General features: G+C 40.6%; 21 protein-coding genes. 18 read left to right on the forward strand and 3 right to left on the reverse strand.

Going from position 1 to position 18646, the window contains the following annotated elements:
• Positions 1-60: 60 nt before the first annotated feature.
• The 12 genes from paaA to paaX all read left to right on the forward strand — a co-directional run bounded on the left by paaA (position 61) and on the right by paaX (position 10058).
• Positions 61-1014 carry a 1,2-phenylacetyl-CoA epoxidase subunit PaaA gene (paaA, locus tag CSV77_RS10645; protein WP_099673407.1) on the forward strand — a complete coding sequence of 318 codons (954 nt, stop codon included), beginning with the start codon at positions 61-63 and terminating at the stop codon, positions 1012-1014.
• Between the two features lie 16 nt (positions 1015-1030).
• Positions 1031-1378, forward strand: a complete 348-nt coding sequence (paaB, locus tag CSV77_RS10650; RefSeq protein WP_099632044.1) for a 1,2-phenylacetyl-CoA epoxidase subunit PaaB — start codon at positions 1031-1033, stop codon at positions 1376-1378.
• Positions 1375-2184: a 1,2-phenylacetyl-CoA epoxidase subunit PaaC gene (paaC, locus tag CSV77_RS10655; protein WP_199203737.1), complete on the forward strand. Its 810-nt coding sequence runs from the start codon at positions 1375-1377 to the stop codon at positions 2182-2184. The genes paaB and paaC overlap by 4 nt, the downstream gene beginning before the upstream one ends.
• 23 nt (positions 2185-2207) lie before the next feature.
• Positions 2208-2711: a 1,2-phenylacetyl-CoA epoxidase subunit PaaD gene (paaD, locus tag CSV77_RS10660; RefSeq protein ID WP_099673408.1), complete on the forward strand. Its 504-nt coding sequence runs from the start codon at positions 2208-2210 to the stop codon at positions 2709-2711.
• Between the two features lie 14 nt (positions 2712-2725).
• Positions 2726-3031: an EthD family reductase gene (locus CSV77_RS10665; protein ID WP_099632042.1), complete on the forward strand. Its 306-nt coding sequence runs from the start codon at positions 2726-2728 to the stop codon at positions 3029-3031.
• Entirely contained in the window at positions 3028-3804 is a 777-nt protein-coding gene (locus CSV77_RS10670; protein WP_099632041.1) for an enoyl-CoA hydratase/isomerase family protein, read from the forward strand. Before CSV77_RS10665 ends, CSV77_RS10670 begins: the two co-directional genes overlap by 4 nt.
• A gap of 14 nt (positions 3805-3818) precedes the next feature.
• On the forward strand, positions 3819-4592 hold the full coding sequence (locus CSV77_RS10675) for an enoyl-CoA hydratase-related protein (RefSeq protein ID WP_099673409.1): 774 nt from the start codon (positions 3819-3821) through the stop codon (positions 4590-4592).
• 14 nt (positions 4593-4606) lie between these two features.
• On the forward strand, positions 4607-6121 hold the full coding sequence (locus CSV77_RS10680; protein WP_099673410.1) for an aldehyde dehydrogenase family protein: 1515 nt from the start codon (positions 4607-4609) through the stop codon (positions 6119-6121).
• Between the two features lie 93 nt (positions 6122-6214).
• On the forward strand, positions 6215-7087 hold the full coding sequence (locus tag CSV77_RS10685) for a 3-hydroxyacyl-CoA dehydrogenase (RefSeq protein WP_099673411.1): 873 nt from the start codon (positions 6215-6217) through the stop codon (positions 7085-7087).
• Positions 7084-8289 (forward strand): thiolase family protein, encoded by a 1206-nt coding sequence (locus CSV77_RS10690; RefSeq protein WP_099673412.1) that lies wholly within the window; start codon positions 7084-7086, stop codon positions 8287-8289. Before CSV77_RS10685 ends, CSV77_RS10690 begins: the two co-directional genes overlap by 4 nt.
• 36 nt (positions 8290-8325) lie before the next feature.
• Complete coding sequence (locus CSV77_RS10695; protein ID WP_099673413.1) at positions 8326-9102, forward strand: enoyl-CoA hydratase-related protein; 777 nt, start codon at positions 8326-8328, stop codon at positions 9100-9102.
• Positions 9103-9197: 95 nt separating this feature from the next.
• Entirely contained in the window at positions 9198-10058 is an 861-nt protein-coding gene (paaX, locus tag CSV77_RS10700) for a phenylacetic acid degradation operon negative regulatory protein PaaX (RefSeq protein ID WP_099673493.1), read from the forward strand.
• A 58-nt stretch (positions 10059-10116) separates the two neighbouring features.
• Here paaX and CSV77_RS10705 read toward each other — a convergent pair whose 3' ends face one another.
• The gene (locus CSV77_RS10705; RefSeq protein WP_099632035.1) at positions 10117-10644 is read right to left on the reverse strand and encodes a gamma carbonic anhydrase family protein; all 528 of its coding nucleotides are present in this window, start codon (positions 10642-10644) and stop codon (positions 10117-10119) included.
• A gap of 63 nt (positions 10645-10707) precedes the next feature.
• Between CSV77_RS10705 and CSV77_RS10710 the strand changes: the two genes are divergently transcribed.
• The gene (locus tag CSV77_RS10710; RefSeq protein ID WP_099673414.1) at positions 10708-11655 is read left to right on the forward strand and encodes an NAD(P)H-dependent flavin oxidoreductase; all 948 of its coding nucleotides are present in this window, start codon (positions 10708-10710) and stop codon (positions 11653-11655) included.
• A gap of 287 nt (positions 11656-11942) precedes the next feature.
• Here the strand turns inward: CSV77_RS10710 and CSV77_RS17375 are convergent, their stop codons facing one another.
• Complete coding sequence (locus CSV77_RS17375; protein WP_369802759.1) at positions 11943-12557, reverse strand: AAA-type ATPase lid domain-containing protein; 615 nt, start codon at positions 12555-12557, stop codon at positions 11943-11945.
• Between the two features lie 10 nt (positions 12558-12567).
• Positions 12568-13281 carry a sigma 54-interacting transcriptional regulator gene (locus CSV77_RS17380; protein ID WP_369802760.1) on the reverse strand — a complete coding sequence of 238 codons (714 nt, stop codon included), beginning with the start codon at positions 13279-13281 and terminating at the stop codon, positions 12568-12570.
• A gap of 282 nt (positions 13282-13563) precedes the next feature.
• On the opposite strand from CSV77_RS17380, the gene CSV77_RS10720 reads away from it, so the two are divergent.
• From CSV77_RS10720 to CSV77_RS10740, 5 genes are read left to right on the forward strand one after another with little or no spacing between them, the layout of a single operon-like run.
• Complete coding sequence (locus tag CSV77_RS10720) at positions 13564-14598, forward strand: NAD(P)/FAD-dependent oxidoreductase (RefSeq protein WP_099673415.1); 1035 nt, start codon at positions 13564-13566, stop codon at positions 14596-14598.
• 26 nt (positions 14599-14624) lie between these two features.
• The gene (locus CSV77_RS10725) at positions 14625-14873 is read left to right on the forward strand and encodes a ferredoxin (RefSeq protein ID WP_099673416.1); all 249 of its coding nucleotides are present in this window, start codon (positions 14625-14627) and stop codon (positions 14871-14873) included.
• A 48-nt stretch (positions 14874-14921) separates the two neighbouring features.
• The gene (locus CSV77_RS10730) at positions 14922-16016 is read left to right on the forward strand and encodes an aromatic ring-hydroxylating oxygenase subunit alpha (protein WP_099673417.1); all 1095 of its coding nucleotides are present in this window, start codon (positions 14922-14924) and stop codon (positions 16014-16016) included.
• Positions 16009-17454 carry an aldehyde dehydrogenase family protein gene (locus CSV77_RS10735; protein WP_099673418.1) on the forward strand — a complete coding sequence of 482 codons (1446 nt, stop codon included), beginning with the start codon at positions 16009-16011 and terminating at the stop codon, positions 17452-17454. The genes CSV77_RS10730 and CSV77_RS10735 overlap by 8 nt, the downstream gene beginning before the upstream one ends.
• Before the next feature lie 17 nt (positions 17455-17471).
• On the forward strand, positions 17472-18554 hold the full coding sequence (locus tag CSV77_RS10740; RefSeq protein WP_099673494.1) for a tartrate dehydrogenase: 1083 nt from the start codon (positions 17472-17474) through the stop codon (positions 18552-18554).
• Positions 18555-18646 lie beyond the last annotated feature (92 nt).

An 18646-nucleotide genomic window follows, 5' to 3' on the forward strand; every position in this document is an offset into this window, starting at 1 on the left:
TCGTTTAAATACGTATCTTGTGGTATTAACTTTTCAAAATCTAAAGGAGGAATTAGATAAATGGTAATGATGACAGCGATGACCGCAGATGAAAAGATGGAGTATTTCATGGAACGTATAGAAAGTGGCGAAAAGATCCAGGCAGATGATTGGATGCCCGAAGAGTATCGTCAAACGTTAATTAAACTCATTTCCATGCACGGAATCAGTGAAATTATGGGAGCGCTCCCTGAGAAAGAGTGGGTACCTAAAGCGCCTTCACTATACCGCAAACTTGGAATTATGGCGAAAGTACAAGATGAAATGGGTCACGGACAACTATTATTACGCGTAGCAGAAGATTTAATGAAGCCATATGGTAAAACTCGCGGTGATATCATGCAGGATCTATTCAATGAGGATCTGAAGTTTCATAATGTATTTCATATGGAAACAAAGACTTGGGCAGATGCAGGATTGATAGGTTGGTTAGTAGATGGGGCTGCAATCATTACACAAACGAATATGCTAGATGCATCTTATGGGCCGTATGCAAAGGCCTTACAACGTATTTGTGCAGAAGAAGTATTCCATGCGCAGCACGGAGAGTCGATTATCATGGCACTTGCTGAAGGAACAGAAGAACAGAAAGCAATGGTGCAAGACGCGCTTAACCGCTGGTGGCCAGCACTGCTTATGTTTTTTGGACCTCCAAGTAAAGCTACGACAGGTGCATCAAAGCAAGAAGCTACTATTAAATATCGTATTCGTAAGAACACAAATGAAGAATTACGCCAGAGCTTCTTGGACAAATACATTCCGAGAATTCTATCGCTCAGTTTAACAATCCCGGATGATACATTGCATTTCGATCAGGAGAAGAAACATTGGGTTTATCAGCAACCCGACTGGTCAGAATTCAAAGAAATTATTAAAAATAATGGACCAAAATCACAAGCGCGTCTTAATCTTCGCCGTTCATCATATGAGAACAATGCGTGGGTACGTGAAGCGTTAAGTGCAATTGTTGAATAAAGGAGCGGAAGAGAATATGTCAGAGAAAACATTTTATCAAGAGTTTGAAGTATTTAGTAAACGCACCCATGCTGCGTCATTCCAGCACCAATTCGATTTACTAGCACCAAATGAAGATATGGCACTTATGATGGCACAAGAAAACTTTATGCGTCGTGAGCCAGTCGTTGATATATGGGTCGTAAATAAAAAAAATATCCGAAGTATGGATGAAGAAGAACGTCTTTCTTTGAGTCGTTTAGATAACAAAGATTACCGTACTACAAAAGGTTATGGTTACTTACGTAAAAAATGGCGTAAATACGAACAAGAAATGCTCGATGAGAAGGAAATCCTATCTTGGGCAGGAGGTAAAGAAAAATGAGTAATGTTGAAAAAATGATGAGTACGGAAGAGAAAAAAGCAGTAGAAACGCTTTTGTTTCAGTTAGCAGATGATGATTTCCTGTTTTCATATCGTGGCTCTGAATGGTTGGGTCTAGCTCCGCATATAGAAGAGGATGTTGCATCATCTTCTATCACACAAGATTCTATGGGTCATGCAGCTATGTATTATAAGTTGCTAGAGGACTTAGGATTAGGTAATGCAGATGATCTAGCTCACTTACGTCCTGCAGTAGAACGAAAAAATAGCGTTTTGACTGAACGTATTAATGGTGACGGCTATTATATGGACACACCACAATATGATTGGGCTTATACAGTAGTTAGAAGTTACTTCTATACACAAGCGAAACGAGCGAAGATCAATTCACTCAAAGAAAGCTCATATGAACCACTCCAAGAGATTGCTGTAAAAGTCAGTATGGAACTCTATTATCATGTGATGCATTGGAAGTTATGGTTCAAACAATTACTAAGCTCCACAGAAGAAGCGAAAACTAAAATGATGAGTGCAATTGAATTAGTTGTTGCAGACATAGGAGATCTATTCTCTTATGGAGAACAAAAAGAACTGATTGAACGCTTTGACTTGATAGATTCAGAAGAAAAAATACAAAATGCTTGGCTTGAAGCATTACGTCCAACATTTGAAAAATTGCAATTGGATTTACCGATAATTCCTGAACCTAAGTTGAATGGACGTAATGGACAACACACAGATGAGTTGCAAGCAGCTATCGATACACTTTCTGAAGTGTACAGACTCGATACAGCCACTAACTGGTAATAGATAGAAAGAGGTGTTTTGAAATGGTGGCTCTTATAAAAAACTCACAAAACTTGGAAGTATGGAAGGTGCTTGAAAGCGTCAAGGACCCTGAAATTGATACAGTCAGTATAGTGGATCTTGGAATGGTGGAGAAAGTGGAAGTTGAAGCCGAACAGATCAAGGTAACGTTATTGCCTACGTTTTTAGGTTGCCCGGCACTTGAAATCATCCGAACGAATACTAAGAATGCTGTGATGGGGCTATCTTTTGCCAAAAACGTCGAAGTAGAATTTATTTTCAGTCCTCCTTGGACATCTGATCGTGTGACGGAAAATGGAAAAAGAGGATTGAAAGAGTTTGGAATCGCTGCTCCACCGCGTCATCTGGAAGAAGATGGCTCGTGGCACGTAGATTGCCCGTATTGTAATTCAACCTACGTCACGATGGAAAATATATTTGGACCAACTGCTTGTAGAAGTATTTTATATTGCAAGAGTTGTAAAACGCCGTTCGAAGCAATGAAACCTGTATCAACAATAATGTAATTGGAGGATTTTAAATGGCTAAATTAATCGCACTATACAAACACCCTGAAAACAAAGAGGAATTTGACGAGCATTACTTCAATGTTCATTCACCACTCACAGCGAAGATTCCTGGCTTGCGTGAAATGAAAGTAACGAAATTCACTGGTAACCCAATGGGTGGAGAACCACCGTATTACTTGATGTGTGAAATGATTTACGATGATGCTGCATCATTAAAAGCAGGTTTGAGCTCTGATGAAGGAAAAGCTTCTGGAAAAGACTTGATGGGCTTTGCAGGTAAGCTAGTTACTTTAATGATAGGTGAAGACAGCGAATGACAGCCTTCAAATTCATAGAAACATCGGTTGATCAACAAATCGGCATCATTGAATTGAACAGACCTAAGCAATTGAACTCTTTAAATCGTTGTATGGTAGGTGAAATTCTTGAGGCGCTGCAAGCGTTTGATCGAAATGAGGAAGTACGTGTAATTTTGCTAGTTGGCAAAGGAAAAGCTTTCTCTGCTGGTGCTGATATAGAGGAGATGGCCGGGGCAGATTCAATGAGTCTTGAATTGTTGAATCAGTTTGCTGACTGGGATCAGATTCCTCTTATCAAAAAGCCCATCATCGGTGCAGTTCATGGATTTGTTTTTGGTGGAGGTTTTGAACTTGCCCTTTGCTGCGATGTCCTATTAGTCGCTGATGGCACAGAGTTTGCATTCCCTGAAGTGACGTTAGGTGTTATGCCAGGAGCTGGCGGGACGCAACGCTTAACTAAGTTAGTTGGACGTGCGAAAGCGATAGAGTGGCTGTGGACAGGTGAGCGAATCAAAGCTAATGAATTACAAAAATACGGAGTGATCAATCGAATCGTCTCTCCAGAGCTATTGCGCGAAGAAGCTTTACGGTTTGCAAATAAGATCGCTAGCATGCCGCCACTTGCTATCCGAATGATTAAGGATTCAGTGAACAAGGCGGTTGACTATCCACTGTATGAAGGTATGCAGTATGAGCGAAAGAACTTCTATCTCTTGTTTTCATCGGAGGATCAAAAAGAAGGAATGCAAGCTTTTGTCGAAAAGAGAAAACCGGTATATAAAGGAAGATGAGGAGACGACTTTCTATGTTTGAAACAATTCAATACGAGTTGAAAGATGGTATTGCTTGGCTTACATTGAATCGTCCTGATAAATTAAATGCATTCGTAGCTCAGATGAATCATGAAATTAAAGATGCGTTGCGTATGGCATCAAAGGACGACAATGTAAGATGCATCGTCGTGACGGGTGCAGGTAGAGCGTTCTGTTCAGGCCAAGATCTGTCAGAAGTTGATGAACAAATGGATCATGGGCAAGTACTGAGAGATCACTACGGTCCAATGATTTTGGAAATAAAGAAATCGGAAAAGCCGATTATTGCAGCAGTCAATGGAGTAGCGGCCGGAGCGGGTTTTAGTCTAGCTTTAGCATGTGATTTTCGTTTGATGTCTGAGAAAGCCAGCTACATAAATGCATTCATACATGTAGGACTCATTCCTGACTCTGGCAATCTGTTTTATCTATCGCAATTAGTTGGTTCAGCAAAAGCAGCAGAAATTTCAATTCTAGGTGAGAAAATCTCTGCAGCGCAGGCATTGGATTTGGGTCTAGCAACAAGAGTTTATTCTCAAGAAGATTTTGAGGTAGAAGTGAAAGAGTTCGCAAAAGGTATTGCCACGAAGCCAACTAAGGCTATTGGTCTAATTAAAAGAGGATTGAATGACGTTCAAACACTACCGTTTGAAGAATATCTTCAACGCGAAGCAGAAAGTCAGCGAATTGCTGGCTTAACTGAAGATCATGTAGAAGGTATCGAAGCATTTAAAAACAAAAGAAATCCTGAGTTTATTGGAAAGTAAGAGGAGGAAATAAAATGACAAATGTTCAAGAGCAAGAAGTAGCACAAACGATGAAGCGTGATTTCTATAAATTGTTTATTAACGGAGAGCAAGTAGAGAGCAGCAATGGTGCTCGGACAAAAGTCTATAATCCGGCAACAGGAGAGCTCTTAGCGGAAGTCGCAAAAGCAACTCAAGAAGATGCACAACGCGCTATTGAAGCAGCACGTAATGCATTTGATAACGGAAAATGGAAAATTACTCCGACGGGGAAACGTGCACGTGTACTTAATAAAATTGCAGCGATCATGAGAAGTCGTTTTAGCGAATTAGTAGAACTAGAAGTACTGAATACAGGTAAAACTATTTCGGCAGCACAAGCACAGATTAATCAGGCTGTAGAAGATTTTGAGTTTTATGCAGGGGCACTAGTTTCACACCGCGGCTCTGTAAATAACGTACCTGGCCAATTCCACAACTACACAGAAAAAGAGCCGGTTGGCGTATGTGCGCAAATCATTCCATGGAACTATCCTTTAATGATGGCAGCTTGGAAAGTTGCACCGGCACTTGCGGCAGGGTGTTCTGTAATTATTAAACCTGCATCTCTTACACCGCTGACAGCAATTGTTTTAGGAGAAATTTGCCATGAAGCTGGAGTTCCCGAAGGTGTAGTAAACATCTTACCAGGATCAGGTTCCGAAATTGGAAACTATCTGGTTGAACATGATTTGGTAAACAAAGTAGCTTTCACAGGCTCTACACCGATTGGTAAAGATATTATGGCACGTGCTTCTGGCACATTGAAGCGTGTCACATTAGAGTTAGGCGGAAAATCACCAAGCCTAATCTTTGAAGACGCGGATATTGATCAAGCAGTAGATTGTTCTATCTATGGTATTTACAATAACACTGGACAGTCATGTGACGCACGTTCACGAATTTATATACATGAAGATGTGTATGATGAGTTCGTTAAGAAATTCGTTGAAAAAACTAATCGTATCGTTCTGGGTGATCCGTTCAGTAAAGGGACACATGTGGGAGCAGTAATTGACCAAGGACAATTGGATACTGTAAAAGAATATGTACAATCGGCAATTGATGAAGGGGCAGAAATTTTGGCCGGTGGTGAGCAAATACACCCTGAAGGTTTTGAGAAAGGTTTCTGGTATGCACCGACAGTTATCGGTAACGTGACGCAAGAAATGCGCGTAGTACAAGAAGAAATCTTTGGTCCTGTTGTTGTGCTTTCCAAGTTCTCGAATGAAAAAGAAGCGATAGCATTGGCGAATGACTCGGTGTTCGGTCTTGCATCATCTGTTTGGTCTAAAGATGGCGCACGTGCAACACGTGTTGCAAATCAAATCCAAGCGGGCATCGTCATGATCAACTCACCATTCTCTGCTTTCCCTGGAACACCATTCGGTGGATACAAGCAATCAGGATTTGGACGCGAGTTAGCTATTGAAACATTGGATCTTTACTCCGAGACGAAGAGTATCATGTCTTACTATGGATCTCGCCCATTAAACCCATTCGGACTGTAAAAAACATTACCTTAAAAGGAACAGGGGCTAGTTTGCATGCCTCTGTTCTTTCTTACTATAAATATGAAATAGCTATTTAAAGGGGGAAGTAAAATGATTAAAAATATCGTAGTTGTTGGTTCTGGCGTGATGGGTAGAGGTATTGCTTATGTAAGTGCATTAGGTGGATATTCTGTCACTATCGTAGATATTAATGAACAAGCATTGGTTAACGCAGAGAAAGAAATTGAGTTGATCATTACAAAAGGCGTGGATCGACAAAAAATCACGCAACAGGTAGCGAAAGAGCTTCGTACAAATCTTCATTTCGAAACGGAGTTAGCAATCGCGGCAAAAACAGCGGATCTAGTTATTGAAGCGGTACCTGAAATTGCAGATATAAAAAAACAAGTATTCCAAACGATTGAAGAAAATGCACCTACATCCTGCTATTTTGCAACCAATACGTCAACTATGAGCCCAACTGAAATTGCATCGTACGGTCAACGTCCTGAACGCACTATTGCCATGCACTTTTTCAACCCTGTACATAAAATGCCACTTGTAGAAATTATACGCGGGCTAGAAACAAGTGATGAAACAGCAGAAGTCATTAGAAATGTAGCTGTGAAAATGGGGAAAGAAACAGTTGTCATCAATGAATTCCCTGGTTTTGTCACGAGCCGAATCAGCGCACTAGTCGGGAATGAAGCTTTTTACATGTTGCAAGAAGGCTTAGGCTCACCTGAAGAAATCGATAAAGCAATTAAATTGGGCCTAAACTATCCGATGGGACCATTTGAATTAGTAGACTTAGTCGGACTAGATGCACGCTTGAATAACTTGAAATATCTCCACGAAAAACTGGGTGAAAAATATCGTCCTTCCCCTCTGCTAGAACAGTACGTTAAAGCTGGACGTCTTGGCAGAAAGAGTGGAAAAGGAGTCTATGACTACACGGATAACAAGGAGATGGTGAAATCATGAAGGAAGTTGTAATCGTTGATGCAGTTCGTACACCATTTGGAAGATATAAGGGGGCGCTAAAAGCAGTTCGTCCAGATGATTTGGGTGCAACAGTAATCAAGGCCTTAATTGATAGAAATCCAAATCTTCCAACTGAAGACATTGAAGAAGTGGTCTTTGGAAATGCGAATCAGGCAGGCGAAGATAATCGTAATGTGGCTCGTATGTCAGCCTTACTCGCCGGCTTGCCTATAGAAGTGGGTGGAACAACTATTAACCGCTTATGTGGATCGGGAATCGATGCAGTTATGTATGCAGCTAGAGCAATCATGGCAGGCGAAGGGGACGTCTTCATCGCAGGCGGTACGGAGAGTATGACACGCGCGCCATTTGTGATGGGGAAGCCTGAAGTAGAGTACCCACGTGGAGATATGAAAATGTATGACACGACTATTGGATGGCGCTTTACTAATAAGGAATTAGAAAAAATGTACGGATCTGACACTATGCCGAAAACAGCGGAAAATGTAGCACAACGTTATAACATTTCGCGAGAAGAGCAAGATGCTTTTGCATATGAAAGTCAACGCCGAGCAAAAAAAGCAATTGAGGAAGATGTATTCAGTAAAGAAATAGTACCAGTTGTATATAAAGATCGTAAAGGCAATGAAATCATTGTGGATCGGGATGAACATCCACGTCCAGAATCATCTGTCGAGGCATTGGCAAAACTACGACCGATATTTGAAGGCGGCACAGTTACGGCGGGTAATGCATCAGGGGTAAATGATGGAGCAGCAGCTCTATTATTAATGAGTGCGGAGAAAGCGAAAGAACTCGGACTAAAGCCACTCGCAAAGTATGTTACAGGGGCAGTGGCGGGTCTTGAGCCGGCGGTGATGGGACTAGGTCCAATTGATGCATCGCGCAAGGCTTTAAACCGTGCAGACTTATCAATTGACGACATAGGCCTAGTAGAACTAAATGAAGCATTTGCTTCTCAATCGCTTGAATGTATTCGCCAATTGGAATTGGATACGGAGATAGTAAATGTCAACGGCGGAGCCATTGCGTATGGACATCCACTAGGAGCAAGTGGGGCACGTATTTTGATGACTTTAATATATGAAATGAATAAGCGTGATAAGCAATACGGTCTAGCAACTATGTGTATAGGTGTGGGGCAAGGTATAGCAATGATCGTAGAAAAACCAGAAGTGTAAAATCTATTACGCTTTACGCATAAAGGAGCTTGTATAATGAAACCAGTTTTATTAGAAATTGAAAACCGTATCGCTTATGTAACAATTAATCGGCCGGAATCTTTGAATTGCTTTAATTATCCAGCCTTAAAAGAACTACAAGAAATCGTAGAGACTCTCCATATTGCTCCTGATGTCAGAGTTGTAATCTTCAAAGGGGCAGGGGAAAAGGCATTCAGTGCTGGAGCAGATCTGAAAGAGCGTAAAACTCTTAATGAATCGGAAGTACGCCGTAATGTAAAAGCTATTCGTGATGTGTTCAATAGTATCGCAGAATTACCACAACCTACAATCGCTGCAGTGAATGGCCATGCGCTAGGTGGCGGTTTTGAATTGATGCTAGCTTGTGATTTCTCGATCGCGGTGACACATGCTACGTTAGGTTTGACTGAAACTAGTTGGGCAATCATTCCGGGAGCGGGAGGCACACAACGTCTGCCCCGATTAGTTGGAGTGATGAAAGCGAAAGAACTGATATTTACTGCCAAGCGCCTGACTGCAGCTGAAGCATTGGAGCTGGGTATTATATTAAAAGTAGTTGCATCAGATAATTTAATGGCATCTTGCGAAGAATTGGCAGAAGCTATTATGAAAAATGGTCCTGTTGCAATTAAACAAGCTAAATATGCAATTAATGAAGGTTTAAATACTGATCTTCGTACAGGACTTGCAATCGAGACGAAAGCATACGAATTAGTCATCCCGACCAAAGATCGCGTTGAGGCTTTACAAGCATTCAATGAAAAGCGTGAACCGGAATTCCAAGGCACATAAGCTTGTCATCATTATTGGCCAAAGGTTATAATAGAGAGAAGGAACCGAATAATTTAATTGAAAGAGTGGTTTTTTCTATCTCTAATACAAAGTCTATGATATTTACGATTTTCGGTGATTATGTTCGCCACTATGGCAATAAAATTTGGATCGGTAGCCTGATCCAGTTGATGAAAGAATTTGGCCATAATGAACAAGCTGTACGCGTTGTTCTATCTCGAATGATGAAGCAGGGATGGTTTGAAACAGAGCGTGTAGGAAGAAAGAGTTACTATTACTTAACAAAACGTGGGGTATCTCGTATCGAGGAAGCTGCATCGCGTATTTTTAAATTAGAGCCTCATGAATGGGATGGTCAATGGCGTATGTTGATTTACAACATACCTGAAGATAAACGGCAACTCCGCGATGAATTGCGGAAAGAGCTTTTATGGAGTGGATTCGGTACCTTTACGAATGGTTGTTGGATTACGCCAAATGATTTGGCGAAAGAAGTACGCTTATTAATAGCAAAATATGAGATTGAAGATCACGCCGACTTATTTCTCTCTGAGAACAGAGGACCCAGGTCAAACCAAGAATTGGTTGCCAAAAGCTGGCCTCTTGGAGAAATTGAGAAAAAGTATGAAGAGTTTATTTCGATATACAGTCATAAATTCGTCGTGTCTACAAGTGCAATGGAAAGTGGTTTGTTATCGGATGCCCAATGTTTTGTAGAACGCACCAATTTAGTGCATGAATATCGTAAGTTTTTGTTTGTTGATCCCGGTTTGCCAAAAGAACTTCTTCCTGAGATGTGGAGCGGAACACACTCAGCTCATTTATTTGCACAATATTATAAGTTACTTGCAGAACCCGCTAATCGATTTTTCGAACATATATTTGAAAAAGATAATGATATAAGTAGAAAAGACGCTACGTACGATGCTGAAGACAACCCAATGATTATAAAATGATAGAAAAAAGCCGTGAGCATTTTATTTTACGCTCATGGCTTTTCTTAATGATAACCTATCAAGCATTCAATTCGTTCTGTAAAATCAGGTTGAAGTCTTTTCCTTTCTCAACGTACGTATCTATAGACAGCTGAATCAGTTCAAGATCTTGGTCATTTAATTGTCTAACGACTTTTCCAGGAGATCCAATCACTAAAGAGCGCGGTGGAATAACTTTTCCGGAAGGGATTAAAGTGTTTGCGCCTATAATGCACTCTTCCCCGATGTCTGCATGATCAAGAATGGTTGAACCCATACCAATAATAGAACGTTTTCGGATTCTACAGCCATGTAATACTACATTATGTCCAACAGTTACTTCGTCTTCAATTTCAACAGGTGCATTTTCATATAGATGAATTGTAGAATTATCCTGTATACTGCACCGCTTGCCAATTACAATAGCACCCTCGTCCCCTCGTAATACAGAGTTGAACCATATCGTAGATTCTTCTCCAACTGTTACGTCGCCTATTAGATAAGCACCGGGGGCAATGAAAGCGGATTCATTAATCAAAGGACTTTTGTTATTGTAAGGTATAATCATGAATTTTCTCCTCCTATCGATATAAATATATGATAAAGTATAACATAAAAGGGAGTGCATTGTATGAATAGGTTATGTAAGGAATTGTCTATACGATATCCAGTCATTCATGGTGGGATGGGAAATATCAGTAGCGTAAATTTGGCGGCAGCTATTTCTGAAGCTGGGGGTTTAGGCACAATAGGTTGTGGAACATCCGGATTAGATGAGGTAGAGCAAAAAATTACCGATTTGAAATCTATGACTACACGTCCTTTTGCTGTAAATATTGCTATTAATGTAGCACCTCAAGTCGAAGAATTACTAGCATTAGTTATTAAGCACCGAGTACCTGTTGTATCGTTATCGGCTGGCAATCCGTCGCCATACATTCAAACCTTACATGATAATGAAATAAAAGTTATGGCTATCGTAGCTTCTGTAAAGCATGCATTAAAAGCGGAAGCGGCCGGAGCGGATATTATAGTGGCGGAAGGGTTTGAAGCTGCTGGTATCAACTCGCCTCTTGAATTAACTACGATGACGTTGATTCCGCAAATTACTAAAAGTATTCAAATTCCTGTCGTAGCAGCGGGTGGAATCGGGGACGGAAAAGGTTTAGCTGCAGCACTTGCTCTAGGAGCTGAAGGTGTGCAGATGGGCACTCGCTTTATAGCCACTCAGGAAATGCAAGCGCACGAACTCTATAAGCAACGTCTACTAGATGCATCTGACATAGAAACGAGAATCATTGGTCGTGAAGTGGGTCGTGTGAGAAGAGTACTAACTAACGATTATGTAATGAACCTAGAAAAGCGTGTAAAAGAGGGAATGAAGCTAGAAGAGTTTAATGAAGCGACTACCGAGGTACAGCATGTGTTAGGTGCCATAAAGGGAGATATGCAGAACGGCTATATCAATAGTGGTCAGGTCGCTGGATTAATAGAAGATATTCCAACGGTCCAAGAACTATTGGAACGTATGATGATAGAAGCGAAGGAAGCGTGTAAACGCACTGCAAATTTACTGTGAATCAATAAAGACAGATATAAAGCACTTGCTTATAATTGTTGGATAGCAAGAGCTAGTATATCTATTGGTTATTCAAAGATAGCAAGACAAAATACCTTAGTTATTCTATTCACTTATATGATCTGCGAAGAAGGTATGGTTGTTCGATTGATCACCCCATGAAATAGAAAATAGAATCTCCAGGGAAAATCCTATAAAAACAATAATAAAAGGCTACCGCTCGGCAAAATGTTACTCGTGCCGAGTGATGCCTTTTTATTATTGTCAAATTTATGATAATAGTTTTCTTACTCTTCATCCCGACAATAATCACGAATCAATCGGGATGCTTTCGACTGGCTGATCTGGAGGTCTGATGCCACACCTCTCGTAGAACCAAACTTCTGATAGGATCTTCTAACCATGGTAGCTGTTACATTATCCAATGCCTGGTCGAGAGAATTGGAATAGGCGAGTTCAGGTATATCTTTTACTTTTTCCAAGATTACTTCGGGTAAATCTTCTAAAGTGATGACTGCATCACTTGTAATTACCAGTCGCTCTATCAAGTTTTCTAACTGTCGCACATTGCCTGGCCACGAATAATGATAGAGTACATTCAAACAATCTTCAGAAATTATTTTAGTAGAGTTGTACTTGTTGTTAAAATTATTCAGAAAGCTATAAGTTAAAGGGATAATATCTTCTTTGCGTTCATCCAACCGTGGCAGTTCGATGTCAATGACATTGAGTCGGTAGAATAGATCTTCGCGGAAAGTCTTATTTTCTACCATTTTCGGTAAGTCTTGATTTGTTGCGGCGATAATACGGATATCCACTGTCTTGCTGACGTTGCTGCCAATAGGAATAAACTTTTTGTCTTGTATGACTTGAAGAACTTTTGCCTGAAGGGGCAAAGCCAACTCGCCGATTTCATCCAAAAAAAATTGTGCCGTTATCTGCTGCCTCGAACAAACCAATTTTACCGTCTTTTTTAGCACCAGTAAATGATCCTGCCGTGTAACCAAAAAGCTCCGATTCTAACAGATCTCCGGGAATAGCTGCACAATTTACATTAAGGAAAGGACCATCCTTTCTTTTACTCAATTTATGCAATTGATATGCGATGACCCCTTTTCCAGTTCCCGATTGACCATGGATTAAAATAGTAGAATCTGTAGGTGCCACCTTTTCACAAAAGCGCAGTATTTTTCGCATTTTTGCGTTGTTCGTTATAATCGTACTTGCAAAAACTTCATCTGCCGAGTTTGTAAGGTTAGGTTCCTCCTTTTTGATGAGCCGTTTAAAATCTTGTATTTCGGTTGCTGTGCACACAATGTATTCAATCTCATTGTTCGAGTTCAATATAGGGAAAGCCCTAGTCAGCAATTCAGCACCAATATGAGTTTGTTGGCGTACTGAAACGGGAGTTTTCTTTTCCAGTACGAGTGGAACTACGGAAGGCGTCCAGTATCCATCGTTAAAAAAGTCATCATTATACTTACCGACAACATCATCTTTTGTCATTCCATAATGCTTTTCACAATTTCGATTTACATAGACGATCCTTATCTCTTTGTCCAATACATAGATTTCATCTGATGAATAATCCAGAATTTTAAGCAAGGATTCTAAAGATAAACTCATTTTTTCCTGTTCGTTCTCATAGGACATATTGTTTCACCTTCCTACTAATTATTTTGAGTTAATTTTGAGAATATTTATATTTTACTGAGTCTCCATTGACTCAATTGTGAATCAATTGTAACAGCGTTTTATAAAAAAGACGAGAACAATCGTATTCCCATGCAAATCTCAAAAGTTGGCATGATACTTGCAATAGTATTTAGTAACGCGGCAAAGATAAGGGAATACCCTGATCGCCCCGTAACTATACCTTTAATATAAATGATAATGAGGAGGCACAATATGAACAGATCAGCCGAAGTTAGTGACATAACAATTATTGGAGGTGGACCAGTCGGCCTATTTACTGCATTTTATGCAGGACTTCGACAAATGTCTGTAAAAATTATTGAAAGCTTACCCCAACTAGGCGGTCAACTTTCTGCATTGTATCCTGAAAAATATATTTATGACATTGCAGGGTTTCCTAAAGTCAGAGCTCAGGAGCTAGTAGATAATCTAGTCGAACAAATGAATCAATTTGAGACTACTATCTGCTTAGGTGAGACGGTAATGGAAGTCTTAAAAGAACATGACGGTGTTTTCAAGTTGACTACAAATAGTGGAGTACATTATTCACGAACAATTATTATCACTGCCGGTAACGGTGCTTTTCAAGCAAGGAAGATGGAAATCGAAAGTGAAGAGAAATTCCAAAATCAAAACATTCATTACTTCGTTCAGAACATGAATCAGTTCCAAGGCAAGAAAGTGGCTTTGTTTGGTGGCGGGGATTCTGCAGTAGATTGGGCATTGATGCTTGAGCCGATTGCTGAAAAGGCTTCCATTATTCACCGGAGAGATAAGTTTCGTGCACATGAACACAGTGTAGAATTATTGAAACAATCCAAAGTGAACTGCTTGACGCCATATGTTCCAGTTGAATTGGTGGGAGACGAGAAAGTTGAAAAGGTCATCATCAAGCATTCGAAAACAGGTGAGTTGGAAGAGCTTGAAGTCGATGACGTATTGATCAATTACGGTTTTGTCTCATCGCTCGGTCCTATCAAAGACTGGAGTCTTGAAATAGATAAAAACTCCGTAGTGGTTAATTCAAAAATGGAAACAAATATTGAAGGAATATACGCGGTGGGCGATATTTGTACTTATGAAGGAAAAGTTAAGCTGATTGCATCTGGTTTTGGAGAAGCACCTGTTGCGGTGAGTAGCGTAAAAGTATTAATAGATCCGACTGCAAAAATGCAACCGCTACACAGTACGAGCGTTATGGGTGAAGCGGAAGAAGTGCCAAAGAAAGCGAAGGTTGGAGTCAACTGATTAATTTTTAGATAGGAGGCTAGGAAATGGCGCAATATACAATGGTGGAGCGAAGTACATGTATTGCTTGCGGGGCATGTAATCCTGTTGCCCCCGAACTATTTGACTACACAGCCGATGGATTTGCTTTTGCTTTATTGGATGACAATGAAGGAGTTACGGAAGTTCCAGAAGATCTGATTGAGGATTTGGAAGATGCATTTGAAGGTTGTCCAACCAACTCTATCAAAATGGCAGAGACTCCGTTCTCTTGTCAGAAAATTATAGCTAGTTAATAAAATGATTGATGAATTACAAAATATAACTCTGAAGGAGAATGAAAAATGGCTTATAATAAAGTACAGAACGCAACGAATAGAACTTTTGAAAGAACGATGCCTTACAACCTATTTACGGATCCAGAGGTATTGAAAAGAGAAAGAGAATTGATTTTCGCAAAGAGTTGGCAATTAGTCGGCCATGTTAGCCAAGTTGAGAAAAAAGGTGCATTTTTTACTGCTGAGGTTGGCGATGACCCACTTATCATTATACGTGGAACAGATGAAGTTCTACGCGCGTTTTATAATGTTTGTCCTCACAGAGCGACGAAGCTGGAGAAAAGTGATTCGGGCAAAAAGAAAATTCTACAATGCTCGTATCATGGCTGGACATTCAAAACGGATGGCGCTTTAAACAAAGCACCGAACTTCCGTAGTGAAGAAGATGCTGCTTGCGTTCAAGATGCGTGCTTGCGTTCCGTCAGAATGGAAGTAATCGAATCTTTAATTTTTGTTAACTTGGATGACAACGCAAAGCCATTGGCTGAATCATATGGCGATTTCTTCGATCGTCTAGGGAAATTTGAATTCTTGAAGAACTTGCAGTTTACTCATAAGAAGTCCCGTCATATTAAAGCGAATTGGAAAGCATTTATTGAAAACTACCTCGAATGTGATCATTGTCACGTAGCGCATCCAAGCTTTATTGACACATTAGATATGGATGATTATCAGATCATTACGTGTGAGAACTATTCAATACAAGGTTCCATGGTGAAGCCTGATAAGCAATATGGAGAAGTAAATCTAGATGAAGCAGAAATGCAAGGTGGCTCATTCTTCTGGTTATGGCCGAACTTGATGTTGACAATTTATCCGGGACCTGCAAATATGGCAACTATTCAATTAGTTCCGATCGATGAAGAAAATACTGAAATCGTTTACACATACTACTTCAGCGAAGACAGCTTGGAAAAATTGACTCAGGAAGAAAAAGACTTGATGACGTTCGCGGAGCAAGTTCGCTTTGAAGATATCGAATTGGTTGAATTAGAGCAACTCGGCTTCAAATCACGTGCATTCGAGAAAGGTCGCTACTCACAATCTGAACAAGCAATTGTACAATTCCATGAAATGGTTCTGGAGGCGCTCAATGAATAAATTACTTGATAGAACAACTAATAAACAATTAATGATTAATGGGGAATATGTAGAAGCACCAAACTACGCTCCACTATATTCTCCATATTCTAATGAAAAAATTGCTGACATTGCTATGGCGGATCAAGCACTGACGGAACAAGCGATTGAAGCTGCGTATAATGCCAGAAAAGTTATTGGTAACATGCCAGCATTTCAACGTGCTGAAATATTGGAAAACGTTGCAAGCATACTAGCAGAGAGAACGGAAGAAGCAGCGACAGTCATTTCAAGTGAATCTGCGAAGCCCATCATGTTTGCTAGAGCGGAAGTTTTAAGAACAATTGAGACATATAAATTCGCCGCGGAAGAAGCAAAACGTATCCATGGAGAAACGATTCCATTTGATGCTGCTTCAGGCGGTGTCGGACGCATCGGTTATACATTGCGTGAACCGATTGGCGTAATCGCAGCCATTACGCCATTTAACTTCCCAATGAATTTAGTGGCGCATAAAGTTGGCCCGGCAATTGCTGCAGGGAACCCGATCGTTTTGAAACCGGCTTCCCAAACACCTTTATCTGCTTTATTCATTGCGGAAGTATTTAAAGACGCTGGTCTTCCACCGGGCGTGCTAAATGTCATCACGGGACCGGGCGGTGTGATCGGCGAAGTTCTTGTCTTAGATGAACGTGTTAAAATGGTTACGTTTACTGGAAGTCCAAGTGTCGGAATCGGAATCAGCAATAAAGCTGGATTGAAGAAGACAACATTGGAATTAGGATCCAACTCTGCGTTGATTATAGATAAGGACATCGAAATTGACTCTATTATCGATCGCTGTATTATGGGAGCCTTCTCGAATCAAGGTCAAGTGTGTATTTCAACACAACGAATTTACGTTCACGAAGATCTTTACGAAGAATTCACAACTAAATTTGCTGCTGCTGCTAAACAATTGAAGTTAGGTGATCCGTTTGCGGAAGATACGTATATCTCATCGTTGATTTCAAAGAAAGAATTGGAGCGCACACTTAGCTGGATTGAAGAAACAAAGAATTACGATGCAGAAATTCTTGCAGGTGGCCATGCGCAAAACGGTGTCCTGGAACCTACAATCATTGCAAATGCAGATCATGCGCTAAAAGTTTCTTGCCAGGAAGTGTTTGCACCAATTGTCGTGGTGAATAAAGTAGATTCCGTGCAAACAGCTGTTGAGTTAGTCAATGACTCTCGTTTCGGTTTACAAGCGGGAATCTATACAAATAATGTGCAGCATGCTCTGTATGTTTCGAAAAACTTGGAAGTCGGCGGCGTGATTATTAATGACGTACCTACCTACCGTGTAGACCAAATGCCATACGGCGGTGTAAAAGAGAGCGGAACAGGACGCGAAGGCTTGAAATATGCCATTGAAGAAATGACAGAAATGAAACTCGTAGTCTGGAATCAAGGATGAAAGTGGTGGATCCGAAATTGAAAACATATAAAATTGCAGTTATTGCAGGAGATGGTATCGGTCCCGAAGTTATTGACGAAGGGATTAAGGTATTAAAGAAAACTGCCGAACTAGACGGCGGCTTCGCATTTGATTTCACTTATTTCCCTTGGGGTTGTGAATATTACACGCAACAAGGACGAATGATGGCTGAAGATGGAATTGAACAACTGAAGGAGTTTGACGCGATCTATTTAGGAGCTGTCGGATTCCCGGGTGTTCCGGATCATATCTCGTTATGGGATCTCTTGTTGATCATCCGTAAAAGTTTCGATCAATATGTCAATATTCGTCCTGTGACGTTGCTGGCGGGGGCATATACTCCACTGCAGAATATCGAACGCAAAGATATTGATATGCTGTTCATTCGTGAAAATACAGAAGGTGAATATTCGGGAGCTGGAGATTGGCTGTTTAAAGGTCAGGAGCATGAAGTGGTTCTGCAGAACGGTGTATTCTCCCGCAAAGGTACAGAAAGAATTATTCGCTATGCTTTTGAAACTGCTAAAAAACAAGGCCGTAGCCTGACAAGTATCAGTAAAGCGAATGCATTAAACTATTCGATGGTCTTCTGGGATCAAGTATTCGAAGAAGTAAGTGCAGAATACCCGGAAGTCAAAACTGCATCTTATTTAGTGGATGCTGCTGCGATGCTAATGATCACAGATCCAAAACGTTTTGAAGTAGTAGTTACTTCGAATTTGTTTGGTGATATTTTAACCGATGTCGGCGCAGCAATTGCAGGCGGAATCGGCCTGGCTGCAGGTGCAAACATTAATCCGGAGGGTACATTCCCATCCATGTTTGAACCTGTACATGGGTCGGCTCCCGATATTGCAGGCAAAGGAATCGGTAATCCTTTAGCTACCATCTGGTCTGCGAGTCAAATGCTCGATCACTTCGGTTACGAACAATACGGTAAAATGGTTGTAGATGCTATCGAGCAATTATTGGTGGACGATGAAGTGCTCACGCCTGATATGAAGGGCAGCGCTTCTACTTCTGAAGTGGGAGACCGGATTGTAGATATCATAGGGAATTTGCAGTCAGTTAAAGCTTAAATTCGATTTAATCGGTGTTATGCAAATAACACCGATTAAAATTTAACAAATGCCCGCTCGTTTGGCTGTGTGTGGGGATACTCGACACATCC

Source organism: Sporosarcina sp. P16b (genome assembly GCF_002743065.1).
Classification (GTDB): Bacteria; Bacillota; Bacilli; order Bacillales_A; family Planococcaceae; genus Sporosarcina.

Coding starts and splice junctions, on each gene's coding strand:
- paaA (WP_099673407.1), top strand. CDS start 61: ATGGTAATGATGACAGCGATGACCGCAGATGAAAAGATGGAGTATTTC.
- paaB (WP_099632044.1), top strand. CDS start 1,031: ATGTCAGAGAAAACATTTTATCAAGAGTTTGAAGTATTTAGTAAACGC.
- paaC (WP_199203737.1), top strand. CDS start 1,375: ATGAGTAATGTTGAAAAAATGATGAGTACGGAAGAGAAAAAAGCAGTA.
- paaD (WP_099673408.1), top strand. CDS start 2,208: ATGGTGGCTCTTATAAAAAACTCACAAAACTTGGAAGTATGGAAGGTG.
- CSV77_RS10665 (WP_099632042.1), top strand. CDS start 2,726: ATGGCTAAATTAATCGCACTATACAAACACCCTGAAAACAAAGAGGAA.
- CSV77_RS10670 (WP_099632041.1), top strand. CDS start 3,028: ATGACAGCCTTCAAATTCATAGAAACATCGGTTGATCAACAAATCGGC.
- CSV77_RS10675 (WP_099673409.1), top strand. CDS start 3,819: ATGTTTGAAACAATTCAATACGAGTTGAAAGATGGTATTGCTTGGCTT.
- CSV77_RS10680 (WP_099673410.1), top strand. CDS start 4,607: ATGACAAATGTTCAAGAGCAAGAAGTAGCACAAACGATGAAGCGTGAT.
- CSV77_RS10685 (WP_099673411.1), top strand. CDS start 6,215: ATGATTAAAAATATCGTAGTTGTTGGTTCTGGCGTGATGGGTAGAGGT.
- CSV77_RS10690 (WP_099673412.1), top strand. CDS start 7,084: ATGAAGGAAGTTGTAATCGTTGATGCAGTTCGTACACCATTTGGAAGA.
- CSV77_RS10695 (WP_099673413.1), top strand. CDS start 8,326: ATGAAACCAGTTTTATTAGAAATTGAAAACCGTATCGCTTATGTAACA.
- paaX (WP_099673493.1), top strand. CDS start 9,198: ATGATATTTACGATTTTCGGTGATTATGTTCGCCACTATGGCAATAAA.
- CSV77_RS10705 (WP_099632035.1), bottom strand. CDS start 10,644: ATGATTATACCTTACAATAACAAAAGTCCTTTGATTAATGAATCCGCT.
- CSV77_RS10710 (WP_099673414.1), top strand. CDS start 10,708: ATGAATAGGTTATGTAAGGAATTGTCTATACGATATCCAGTCATTCAT.
- CSV77_RS17380 (WP_369802760.1), bottom strand. CDS start 13,281: ATGAGTTTATCTTTAGAATCCTTGCTTAAAATTCTGGATTATTCATCA.
- CSV77_RS10720 (WP_099673415.1), top strand. CDS start 13,564: ATGAACAGATCAGCCGAAGTTAGTGACATAACAATTATTGGAGGTGGA.
- CSV77_RS10725 (WP_099673416.1), top strand. CDS start 14,625: ATGGCGCAATATACAATGGTGGAGCGAAGTACATGTATTGCTTGCGGG.
- CSV77_RS10730 (WP_099673417.1), top strand. CDS start 14,922: ATGGCTTATAATAAAGTACAGAACGCAACGAATAGAACTTTTGAAAGA.
- CSV77_RS10735 (WP_099673418.1), top strand. CDS start 16,009: ATGAATAAATTACTTGATAGAACAACTAATAAACAATTAATGATTAAT.